The sequence below is a fragment of the Candidatus Aquicultor sp. genome (assembly GCF_054640775.1).
This window is the reverse complement of record NZ_JBTSLF010000084.1, coordinates 1-12090: the sequence shown is the minus strand read 5'-3', so window position 1 is coordinate 12090 and position 12090 is coordinate 1. Positions and strand designations below refer to the sequence as shown.

11 protein-coding genes are annotated in these 12090 nt (G+C 52.1%); 2 read left to right on the top strand and 9 right to left on the bottom strand.

The window, feature by feature from the left end:
- Positions 1–180: 180 nt before the first annotated feature.
- From ACYC56_RS08240 to ACYC56_RS08205, 8 genes are all read right to left on the bottom strand, one after another.
- Positions 181–606, bottom strand: coding sequence for a BCAM0308 family protein (locus tag ACYC56_RS08240; RefSeq protein WP_461373702.1), 426 nt, complete (start codon positions 604–606; stop codon positions 181–183).
- Positions 607–841: 235 nt separating this feature from the next.
- Entirely contained in the window at positions 842–1423 is a 582-nt protein-coding gene (locus ACYC56_RS08235) for a BsuPI-related putative proteinase inhibitor (RefSeq protein ID WP_461373701.1), read from the bottom strand.
- 3 nt (positions 1424–1426) lie between these two features.
- Complete coding sequence (alr, locus tag ACYC56_RS08230) at positions 1427–2539, bottom strand: alanine racemase (protein ID WP_461373700.1); 1113 nt, start codon at positions 2537–2539, stop codon at positions 1427–1429.
- Positions 2540–2562: 23 nt separating this feature from the next.
- Positions 2563–3036 carry a CBS domain-containing protein gene (locus tag ACYC56_RS08225; protein WP_461373699.1) on the bottom strand — a complete coding sequence of 158 codons (474 nt, stop codon included), beginning with the start codon at positions 3034–3036 and terminating at the stop codon, positions 2563–2565.
- A 14-nt stretch (positions 3037–3050) separates the two neighbouring features.
- The gene (locus ACYC56_RS08220; protein WP_461373698.1) at positions 3051–4577 is read right to left on the bottom strand and encodes an NAD(P)H-hydrate dehydratase; all 1527 of its coding nucleotides are present in this window, start codon (positions 4575–4577) and stop codon (positions 3051–3053) included.
- Between the two features lie 4 nt (positions 4578–4581).
- Positions 4582–4992 (bottom strand): holo-ACP synthase, encoded by a 411-nt coding sequence (locus tag ACYC56_RS08215; protein ID WP_461373697.1) that lies wholly within the window; start codon positions 4990–4992, stop codon positions 4582–4584.
- A 28-nt stretch (positions 4993–5020) separates the two neighbouring features.
- Positions 5021–6697, bottom strand: a complete 1677-nt coding sequence (locus ACYC56_RS08210) for an FAD-dependent oxidoreductase (protein ID WP_461373696.1) — start codon at positions 6695–6697, stop codon at positions 5021–5023.
- A 14-nt stretch (positions 6698–6711) separates the two neighbouring features.
- The gene (locus ACYC56_RS08205; protein ID WP_461373695.1) at positions 6712–7314 is read right to left on the bottom strand and encodes a class I SAM-dependent methyltransferase; all 603 of its coding nucleotides are present in this window, start codon (positions 7312–7314) and stop codon (positions 6712–6714) included.
- A 501-nt stretch (positions 7315–7815) separates the two neighbouring features.
- Here ACYC56_RS08205 and ACYC56_RS08200 point away from each other — a divergent pair.
- The gene (locus ACYC56_RS08200) at positions 7816–9843 is read left to right on the top strand and encodes a sodium-translocating pyrophosphatase (protein WP_461373694.1); all 2028 of its coding nucleotides are present in this window, start codon (positions 7816–7818) and stop codon (positions 9841–9843) included.
- Positions 9844–10055: 212 nt separating this feature from the next.
- Positions 10056–10976, top strand: coding sequence for a UbiA prenyltransferase family protein (locus ACYC56_RS08195; RefSeq protein WP_461373693.1), 921 nt, complete (start codon positions 10056–10058; stop codon positions 10974–10976).
- 47 nt (positions 10977–11023) lie between these two features.
- Here the strand turns inward: ACYC56_RS08195 and glmS are convergent.
- Positions 11024–12090, bottom strand: a 1067-nt coding sequence (glmS, locus tag ACYC56_RS08190) for a glutamine--fructose-6-phosphate transaminase (isomerizing) (protein WP_461373692.1), incomplete at its 5' end; no start/stop codon positions are given.

Here is a 12090-nt window from a genome sequence, read left to right as displayed (position 1 = left end):
CTGCGACGCACCGGGATTAGCTATCCGGCCCCTTGGTGGTTACCGGAACGGGACTTTCACCCGCAAGTGCGGCCCAGCTTAGCTGGGCGCGCCAAAAAAGTAAGGGCCCCGCCCTCGAGCCGCCCTTACTTTTTTATTATGTTCTTGGTTCGACATTCGAATTTCGAAATTCGTAATTCCCTAGTCTCGCTGCCAGTTCACCCGCACAAACTCGGCATCCTGCAACCACTGGATCAGGAGATTTCCATGGAACGCTTTTTCGAACTCCCTGCCAATGCGCTCGGCCAGCGAGACATCGGTCGTCTCTACTGTAAGGCCGTGGCCGTTTTCCTCCATACTGTAGACCCTGGCCGCGACGTTTCGCTGTAGCTGCTTGTCGGCGATATTGTTAATAAGGTTGACCGCTTCATCGAAGTGACGTTTCAAAAAGTCACCCTTAAGCGTCACAACGCCATCGATTCTTCTTTTCTCGATTCTTTGATGCCCCGGGCAGAGGGTTACCTCCGCTCGTCTTGTTCGCATGAGTCGTGTGTGTTCCCCTTCGTTATACAACCACTTGGTTCCATCACTGACTGCCATACATCTTGCACAAATTTTTGCACTCATGCTTCTACCTCCTTATGTACGCGGTCACCCGCGCTTACACATCCAAAGTAGCCTGTTTTGAACAATTCTGAGCACTCTCTATGCGGCTGTATTCGCCTCTATCTGCTTACTTTAACCGCCTCCTTTTATTGAATTTGGCAAAACTTCCACCGGCGGCATAAAAATCGGCGGTTTTGATTCCAACGCTTGCTCCACATAAAGAGCTTTTGCCGCAATGCACACGTGTAGCAAGCTGCTAATTGTCTGATTTTATTGTAAATCCAAGACCAACTTCGTTATCAGGATTAATCTTTTGATCATTAACACCAGAAGCCGTAATCCAAATAAAAGCTTCATAATGTCCCGGTTTAACCGTCTTTCCCTGCGAATCCACCATCGACCATGTAGCCGTAAACGAGGTCTTCTCGTGCGGGTCGAGGGTGATGGTTTCGAGCATCTGGGTGAACATCTTACCATCGGACCAGGTCCACACCGTACGACCGGTTTTGTCCTGGACACGGATATCGAATTTCTGACTGGAAGTAAAGGAAAGTTCCCGGAGCTTTGAATCCAGGTTTTCAATAAAGATTCCGAAATGCAGCAAGTCACCCTGTTTCGCTGTAGTCGGTGAGATTGCCAAGGTGATTTTCAGGTGATTTTCTGTGACATGCCAAGCTGTTGTGCTGCCTTCTACTACGGCACGCGCCTCCTTATCACCGGACATTTGCTTATCCGGCGCCATACCTGGAGTTCTTTCGCTTCTTGCTGCAACGGCGTAAACCAGCACGCCGACTAAAAACGCTACTACGATTGAAACGACTATCCGCGATGCGGACATGTGCTACTCCTTGTATACCCGTGGAACACGCATGTTTATCATGCACACGATCTCATAATTAATCGTGCCTAAAATCGAGGCAAGCTCATCGGCGCTGATTTCCTCGCTACCCTGCCTGCCGATCAACACCACTTCATCATCGGCCCCGGCAGTGGAGCCCGCACCCAGGTCGACCATAAACTGGTCCATACAAATATTGCCGATGGCCGGATACCTGCGGCCCCCGATCAAGACCTGAGCCTTGTTGGACAAAAGCCTCGAGTATCCATCACCATAACCGGCGGGCACCGTCCCGACTTTGGTGGCTTGCGCCGTCGTATAGGTCCTGCTATAACTTACACCTTCACCGCCCGCCAGCTCTTTTACGTAGGAGAGCCTGGCTTTCAGCGAAAATGCGGGCTGTAAATCGATGTGTCCCTTCGTGGCCTCAGACGGATGAAGGCCGTACAACGATATCCCGATTCTCACCATATCGAAATGCGATTCCGGATGCAGATACACCGCCGCGCTATTGGCCGCATGCTTTACCGGCGGACATATCCCCTGGGATTCTAATTCTTCAAGAAGATATTTAAACCTTCTTATTTGATGATTTGTATAGTCGCTTTCGGGATTATCGGCCTCAGAAAAATGCGTGAATATTCCTTCGACTTCAAGTCCTTGCAAGGCGCTTAGTTCCCGTAAAAACTCGGTGGCTCGTTCCGGAGGGAGGCCGACCCTATTCATGCCGGTATCCACTTTTACGTGCACTTTTGCTGTCGTGCCACGATGTCTGGCTTCTTCCGCCAGGACTTGGGCCGACTTTAACGTATAGACTGTAGCCGTTAAACCGTATTTAAGAATTACCGGAGCCGCCTCAGCCGCCGCCTCCGACAACACATGGATGGGCTGGATTATCCCGGCCTCGCGCAAACGGGCGCCTTCGTTGGGGATAGCCACACCAAGGCACGACGCACCGGCGTCACAGGCCGCCTTTGCAACCCGACCCGCACCGTGGCCGTAGGCGTTCGCTTTAACGACCGCCATTATCCCAACAGTGTCCCCGACCGCGTTCCTGGCCTCTTTTACATTGTGCTTGATAGCCGAGAGATCTATCTCGGCCCACAACGGTCTCATTTTCATAGCTTATAATAACTTTCCTACCAGTAACTTTTACTTATAGCTTTAACGATATCGCCCTTTGTTATAATGCCGATAATCTTGCCGTCTGCTACAACCGGAACCCTGCTGACGTCTTTATCGACCATAAGAGTAGCGACATCTTCCAGACTTGCATCCTCATCAACGGTGATGACATCGGTGGTCATAACATCGCCCACCTTGGCGCCCACCGCTTTTTTAAATTCTTCCTCGAACCGCTCAAGACTGCGCGGGAGGTAGATATATCCATCAAGAAGCTGAATATATGTGGGGAAATGAAAGCGGACATCCTGCATGATCAAATCGCTCTCGGATACGATCCCGACAAGCCTGCCTTCATCGTCAACGACCGGTGCGCCGCCGATGTTCTTCTTGACCAGCACCTCGGTAGCTTCCTTCACCGTCGTATCTTTGGTAAACGTAACCAATCCCCTGGTCATTATATCCTTCGCTTTTCGCTTCACTTCAGCCATCTTACAATACCTCGCTAACCTAAAATATACAGAATCGCCTCGGGCAAATAATCGATGACATCTGATGCCATCAGGCAATACTCACTTATATCTTCAACGGCGATATCCGCGGATAAACCGTGTAAATACACGCCGGCGGATGCCGCATCGTATGCATTTAATCCCTGGCCCATCAATCCGGCTATAAAGCCGGTAAGAACGTCTCCGGTCCCAGCGGTGGCAAGACCGGGGTTTCCTGTCGTATTGAGCGTCGATTCATCTTGGCTGCTAGTAACAGTAACCGCGCCTTTTAGAACCGCTATAACCCCGAACTCTAGGCAAGCCCGTTTTGAAAAACCAATGGGGTCCTCCAAAACATCTTGCGTCGAAACTTTAAATAACCGTGCCATCTCACCAGGATGCGGCGTTATGACGGTTTCCGCCCTCCTGACGCTCAGCATCTCTACATGGTCGGCGACGGCATTAAGAGCATCCGCATCGATCACCATCGGTTTTTCTATATCCACGATGAGTTTACGCACTACCTCGGCAGTTTGCGGATTGGTCGTAAGGCCCGGCCCTATCGCGATTATGTCGTATTGCGCGGAAAGCTCTATCAGCGAGTCGTAAGCGTCAACGCAGAGGGTGCCGGTCTCTGTTTCGGTCTGCGGCCGTACGATTGCCTCGATTAAGGCGCTGTGGAGCACCGGTGTAATACCGGCCGGAGGGGCAAAAACAACAAGTCCCGCGCCGATATTGTATGCTCCGCGCGCTACGAGAACAGCCGCGCCGGCCATATCCCTCGAGCCGGCGATTACCAGTACCCGCCCGACGGTGTTCTTGTATGCATCTACTTTTCGCGCCGGAAACAGGTTGGACACATCCACCCTATCCAGCGCCCTGAACCCGCTCTGCTCGTCGACCAGACTTTGCGGGATAGCGATGTCGGCAACCATGTACTCACCGGTACGCTCGATGCCCGGGTGTAAAAGCATCCCGACTTTCGGTGCGGTAAATGTTATCGTAATATCCGCCCATATCCCGCTACCATACACTTTACCTGTGTCGGCCTCCAGACCCGAGGGTATGTCGACCGAAAGAACCATCTTCTGGGATGCATTGATGCGGTCGATAACCTGAGACGCCACCCCACGCACCGCGCCTTTAAGGCTAAACCCAAAAATCGCGTCGATAACAAGATCCGCCTCTAGCAATACCTCGTCAAGCAGGCCGAGTTCGGGTTCGATGATAAGGTTGATGTCTTTAGGGAGGGTATCGAAAGCTTTCTGTGCTGCAGGCGGAAACGCATCTCTGCGGGCAAGTGAAAAAACGGTGATGGTATATCCTGATACTTTCAAAAGCCTTGCGGCGACAAATCCGTCGCCGCCGTTGTTGCCTTTTCCGCATACGATCAGGATGTTTCCGAAGCCGGGCAAGATCCGCTCCGCCTCTTCGGCAACCGCCTGGCCGGCCCGCTCCATGAGCAAACCAGTGGTGAGGCCGAATAACTCTTCTGCTTGCTCTTCTATTATGAGCATCTCACGGCTCGTAACTACACGCAAATATTTACTCCGTTCCCACAGCTATCGCCGAGGCCACCGCCGATTCACGGCTAAATGATAGGCTTATAAATATATCGCAGATGCCCCTCTCACGAGCTACGGCAGCCGCATTACCGTTTAAGTAAAGATACGGCTTACCCCACTTATCTCGACGAACCTCAAAGTCGGTCCATTTCACTCCGCGCATACCCGTCCCAAGCGCCTTGAGCGCGGCTTCCTTTGCAGCGAATCGCACAGCAAAATGTAAATGCGGGCGGCGCTTGCTCAGGCAGTACTCGCGCTCCACCTGGGTAAATATGCGCTCCGTAAATTTTTTGCGCCGGCTTATCGCCTGTTCTATGCGATTTACTTCGACAATATCGATGCCGATTCCTTTAATCATGATGCCCCATTTGCCAGCGTTGGTTATCTTCATTCTATAGCAAATCCCGGCATCGGAAAACCTACCAAACTATATTATTGAGTGTTTCGTATGCGGCGCCGTAGGTCTTATAGCCGCCGCTCAAGTTCTTTACGTTATAGCCTTTCTGCATCAATATCCTACTGGCGACATACGCCCGAAGGCCGATCTCGCAAAAGACGTAAATATCCTTGTCTTCAGGTATCTCATCAAGCCGTTGCCGCAGGTAGTCAACCGGCACATTGATGGACCCATCAATCGTTCCCATCATTTTGTGCTCAAACGGGGTGCGAACATCGAGAAGTACGCTTTTATCCTTATCGATCGCCTCGACCTCGTCCCAATAACACATGTCGACATCGCCGCGCAACATATTCGCGGCGACATATCCCGCTATATTTACCGGTGTTTTCGCATTGGAGAACGGAGGGGCGTACGACAGCTCCAGCTTCTCAAGGTCAAAGACGGTCATTCCCGCACGCATCGCGATCGAGAACGCATCGATCGTCTTATCGACGCCGGCGCCGCCAACGACCTGAGCGCCGAGCAGTTTTCCGTTATCGGGATCGAACAGTGCCTTTATCGATAGCCCGCTCGCCCCCGGATAATACGTGGCGTGTGATGTCGAATGTGTAACCGATTTTCCATAGGTAATACCGTTCCGATTTAACGCGACCTCGTTGAGCCCCGTTACGGCGACTGCAAGATCGAAAATCTTGATGATCGCGGTCCCTTGCGTCGCGGTGTACTTCTCCTCCCGGCCGCAAATATTATTGGCAACGATCCTGCCCTGCTTATTCGCCGGTCCGGCCAGCGGTATTAATACCGGGTTGCCGCTCACGAAATCCTTCACCTCGATCGCGTCACCGACGGCGAAGATATCGGGGTCGGAGGTTCTAAGGTACTCATCTACAGCAATGCCGCCCGTCGCTCCGAGTTCGAGACCCGCATCCCGCGCCAACCTCACCTCGGGGCGTACGCCAAGCCCCAGGATCACCATATCGGCGTTGAGCTTGGTGCCGTCGGACAACTCGGCGACTATCCGGTCATCTTCATGGTGCAGCTCACGAATACCGTTACCCCGGATGATATTTACTCCTTTTTCCACGACGTGCTGATGGACGAGTGCCGACATCTCGAAATCAAGCAGCGGCAGGATACGGTCGGCCAACTCGACCACGGTAACGCTCACACCGCGTCTTCTTAAATTCTCGGCCATCTCAAGCCCGATAAACCCGGCCCCTACGACAACGACGCGCTCGGGTTTTACATGGTCGACGAATTCCTTGATCGCATCAGTATCGGGGATGTTCCTGACGGTGAACACGTGGGGGTGGTCCAATCCGGGGATGTCGGGCCTGAACGGCGCCGCCCCCGGCGATAAGATCAGCTGGTCATACGATTCACAATAGGTCTTTCCTGTAGCGTGGCTGTAAAGCTCGACGCTCTTTTTGTCGCGGATGATCCGCTTCACTTCACACTGCACCCTGACTTCGATATTGAACCGCTCGCGCATCCCCTCAGGCGTCTGCACAAGTAAGCTATCGCGCTCCTTTATAACCTTTCCTATGTAATAAGGGAGACCGCAGTTCGCAAATGAGATATGTTCGTCCTTCTCAAAAAGGATGATCTCGGCATCCTCATCCAGCCTTCGCAGCCTTGCGGCGGCGCTGGCCCCACCTGCAACCCCTCCTACTATTAGTACCTTTCGTGACATCATTAAACCTCCACTATTTACATCCACGCTTTATCAAGTGGCTTACACGTCCACACGCTAAACAATAGGCCGTACATGTAGCGGCTGGGTGCGAATCTCTTCTTGAGTGCGTAGCCCCTCTCCTTAAAAAACGAGATGACATCTTTTTCTGGAATACGCTCGCTCATAGGCGGACCCATCTCACCCCGAACATCGTTCCAGTCAACGACGACTATCTGATGGAAAGGTTTGGAAACTCGTCGTAGTTCCATCAAGAAGCCGCTCGGGTCATCCAGCTCATGAAATACCGTGACCATAAACGAAATATCGATGGAGCTGCTTTCGAGAGGAAATCCATTTTCCTCCGACTGCAGGATGACTATGTTTTCGATGCCTTTTGCTTTCTCTTTCAGGACATCGAGAACTTTTGGGTTGATATCGACCGCGTAAACGGTGCCACGCCCATCGAGATATCGTGCGAGTGGTATGCTTAAATAACCGGTTCCGCAGCCTAAATCGGCAACTGCAACATCGTCTTTTACATCCCCCAAAACCCCGACCATCTGCTCGATTGGTAGTATCTCTTTTCTTCTCGGGTCGTCCAACCTGGCAATATCGCCGTGAAACTTATGTCCGCTCATGCGCACCTCCTCCAATGGCTATTTTTATTGGTTTTTATTGGTAATAGTTAAGCACATACGAAAAATTTTACCACAATATACCCCCACTGGGTATCCAGATGCCCGGATCATTTTATCGACAACGGCTCATCGGCATAGTTAAGGGGTTGATGTGCTGGAACTTCTTATACGGGGTGGGGTATAAAAAAATATTTAGTAACCCCACTAGGTCGATTACAAGCCAAAATCCTTCATATTTTGCGGCATTTAAAGAGGTAACTCCTATTTTTGCCGCTATTGCGCTTGTCACCATTAGTTATTTTTGTTACAATTGAGCCTGAAAAACTAAGCTAACTGCGTGCTTGACGACTAGTTTTAGCTCTTACAAGAAAACCATTTCATTGACAATGTGCTTGCACTACCAAACGCACTTTTGATATATTATAGTAACCCCAAACAGGGACGGCTTCCTCGGTGTGTAACACAATGTAACACAAAATCTAAAAAAAGAAGGAGTGGAAAATGGAGAACACCGCAATCGCAATTGCCTTGGGCTCGGGCGTACTGGCCATTATTTTCGGTATATTTTTAATCGCCTGGACGCTAAAACAGCCTGCTGGCAATGCAAAAATGCAAGAGATCGCTCAGGCGATCCAAGAAGGCGCTGCCGCCTTTCTAAAAAGGCAGTATACTACCGTATTTTTTGTCGCAATTGTTTTATTTGCAATTTTAGGTTTCGGTCTCAATTGGGTAACCGCTATCGGATTCCTTATTGGTGCCGTTGCATCAGCAGCGGCCGGCGTTATAGGAATGAACGTAGCGGTACGCGCTAACGTGAGAACCGCTGAAGCCGCGAGAGGTGGTCTTAAGAAAGCATTAGGTCTCGCTTTCAAGGGAGGTGCCGTAACCGGTATTTTAGTCGTGGGACTTGGTATCCTCGTTGTAACGGGATTCTGGGAAGCGACTAAAGACGCGAACGCTCTCATCGGACTAGGTTTCGGTGGAAGTCTTATCTCGGTCTTTGCCCGAATCGGAGGAGGTATCTTTACAAAAGCTGCAGACGTAGGTGCCGACTTAGTTGGTAAAGTCGAGGCGGGAATTCCCGAGGACGATCCGAGGAACCCGGCAGTTATCGCTGACAACGTTGGTGACAACGTTGGTGACGATGCCGGAATGGCCGCCGACCTGTTTGAGACATATGTCGTAACTGCAATCGCAGCGATCCTATTAGCTACCCTGTATTTTCCTAACTTTGAGAATGCCCTTGTATACCCGCTTGCATTGGCAGGGGTCTCTATTATCGCTTCAATGATTGGTGTGTTTTTTGTTAGGCTCGGGAAGAAAAACAACATCATGGGAGCCCTCTACAAAGGTCTCGCCGCATCCGCAATTCTGTCCATGATCGCTTTCTATCCGATTACGCAAATGTTCATGGAAGGTAATGGTAAGTACTCGATCGGCGCACTCTTTGGAGCTTCTCTTGTTGGTATTGCCGTTACCGCAGCACTGGTAATCATCACCGATTACTACACATCATCGAAGTACTCACCGGTTAGAATTATCGCTAAGGCGAGCGAAACCGGCCACGGCACAAACGTCATTCAGGGACTTGCTGTCGGTATGCAGTCCACAGCCCTTCCGGTTATCGTTATCGCTGCCGGTATTCTAACCGCATTCAGCCTCGCTGGCATCTACGGTATTAGTATCGCAGCGCTCGCTATGCTTAGCATGACCGGTATCGTTGTAGCCATCGATGCGTTCGGCCCGGTTACGGATAACGCCGGTGGTATCGCTGAAATGGCAGGTCTTCCAGACGATGTACGTGATGTTACCGATGCATTAGACGCTGTTGGTAACACGACAAAAGCTGTTACTAAGGGCTATGCTATCGGTTCAGCCGGTCTTGCCGCTGTTGTTCTTTTCTCTGCGTATACGCAAGAACTCGCAAAGGCGGGGGCAAATCTTCGGTTTGATCTTTCCGACCCATTCGTTATCGTCGGTCTCTTTATCGGCGGTCTTCTCCCTTACCTCTTCGCCTCATTTAGTATGGGCGCGGTAGGTCGTGCAGCCGGTGCGGTTGTCGAGGAAGTAAGACGCCAGTTCCGCGAGATTAAGGGTATCATGGAAGGAACAGGCAGGCCGGAGTATGGCAAAGCGGTCGAGATCGTTGCCGCTGCAGCCATCAAAGAGATGATCGTACCGGCTCTTATCCCGGTTCTTACACCGCTCGTAATCCTCGGTATCGGTATGGCGCTTGCATCACAGGGCCCACATATCGGAGCGACTATGCTCGGTGGAGTTCTCGTTGGAAGTATCGTAACAGGTATCTTCGTAGCTATCTCGATGACAACCGGTGGCGGTGCTTGGGATAACGCTAAGAAATACATCGAAGACGGAAACCATGGTGGCAAGAATTCCTTCGCACACCAGGCAGCGGTTACCGGCGACACGGTTGGCGATCCTTACAAGGATACGGCCGGCCCGGCCATCAACCCGATGATCAAGGTTATCAACATCGTTGCTCTCTTGATCGTTCCGTTCTTGAAGTAATAGTTCCAATAGCGCTTGCGCTACGGAATAGCTATTTAAAACACAAAACGCCTCGCAATTAATGCGAGGCGTTTTTTTATTATACGGGGTAATTCTTCTTTTATAATTTCACAGCAAGAAAGCGGTTTCCTATGTCTGCCGTCGGTGGGTTACGCGCTGGGCTGCATGGGTATAGTCCATTTAAATCAGGCCCCGGATTATTTGGAGGAACCATGGAACCTGCACCCGAGCACATAGCGAATGCCGGTTATTTTTCGCTCTTCTTCGACCTGTCGAGAAGCTACCAATCTCTGCTCTCGCTATCCCAACCGCTTCTTGGGGCGATCATCGCGTTAAGGGGTTTCCCTGGGCCACGAGTGCTTATTCTGGGGCTCATAGCGGCCACAGCCGGGTATCTGGCCGTGTTCGCTCTCAATGATATCTTGGACCGCAAGGTCGATGCGCAGTCGATCAGGAGAGGCAAGGCGGCTCGGGATAAGCATGATATCGGGGTTACCGTCTTTAAACATCCATTGGCCCGCGGCGACCTCTCGCTTACGGCATCGCTCGCCTGGGTTATAGGCATGGGGCTCCTTGGCGGGTTTTTTGCGTTCTTGCTCAATCCCCTTTGCCTGTGGCTGTTTTTAGGGTGCGTCGGTCTGGAGATCATGTACTGCTCTCTGCGCTCGACCTCATGGCTTAAAACGCTGCCGACGGGGGCTATGGTCGGGATGGGCGGGCTGGCCGGCTGGGCCGCCGTGGCACCTTTAACGCGGGAATCTCTTTACTTCTTCTTGTTCATAGCGTTTTGGGAAATCGCAGGGCGGAACCTCGCAAACGACCTGGCCGATGTCGATTCGGATCGTAAAGTGGGCCTTAAGACGGTCGCGACGGTCTTCGGGAACCGGGTTTCATCGGTCGTGATTCTCATAGGCGCGATAACAACCGTGGCGCTCACTCTGCTGTTGCCGTTGTCGCCGCTTGCGATGGTGGTAGAACTTTCGGTCGGTATCTGGTGCATGGGCGCGCCCGCAATCACCCTGGCGCGTTCGCCATCAAGCATGCAGGCCTCCTCCTACTTTAACCGGACAAGCCTCTTCCCCATGCTGGTGCTCATCGCACTGCTGCCCTTTATCTTGGCGGGGAATCTGTAGGCTGCCTGATGGTGTTAAAACGTTATCCTCGGTATCTGCGCTCTAAGCTACTCGACCGTAACGCTTTTTGCAAGATTGCGCGGCTGGTCGACATTGCAGCCCCTGATCTTGGCGATGTAATATGACAGGAGCTGAAGCGGAACGACCGCCGGAATCGCTGATAGAAGTTCCGGTGTTTCCGGCACATAGAACACGTACTCGGCCTGCTGCTTTATCTCCTCGTCGCCTTCGGTCGCGATGGCGACGACATAGGAGTCACGCGCTTTTACCTCTTGGATGTTACTGATGACCTTCTCGTAAGTATGGCCCTTAGTCGCCACGACAACGACGGGAACGGCTTTCTCAAGCAGGGCGATCGGCCCGTGTTTCATCTCACCCGCCGCATACCCCTCGGCGTGAATATATGATATCTCTTTCAGTTTGAGCGCGCCTTCCATGGCAACCGGGACGCCGATACCCCTGCCCAGGAACAGAAAGCTCCTGCATTCGGAAAACCGCCGGGCGCATTCCTCGATAGCGCTTGTATCGGTAAGAACTGCGGCTATTTTGTCGGGAAGTGCTTTTACCTCGGCAATCAGCTTATTGATCTCGGCCTTCGGCATCGCGTCGCGCACCTGGGCCAGGTACAGGGCCAGCGTGTAGACGGCCGCCATTTGGGATACAAGTGTTTTGGTTGCGGCAACGCCGATCTCGGGGCCGGCGTGGGTATGTATGGTGCCGTCGGCCTCGCGGGTAATGCTGCTGCCGACCACGTTGCTAATGGCGATAACTTTAGCCCCCCGCGCCCTGGCTTCGCGCAGGCTCGCAAGTGTATCGGCCGTTTCGCCCGACTGAGAGATCGCCACGACCAGGGTATCCTTAGTAATTATCGGATTTCGATATCGAAATTCTGAGGCGATATCGACCTCGACCGGAATTCCGGCCCAGTTTTCTATCGCATTCTTGCCGACGAGGCCCGCATGATATGACGTGCCGCAGGCGACGATGAATATCTTGTTCAGCTCTTTAATGGCGTCCTCGGTGAGGTGGGATGCGGTATCGAGCCTGACTTTGCCGCCGACAAAACTGCTTCTAATCGTCTCCCGTATCGCCGTCGGCTGCTCGTTTATCTCTT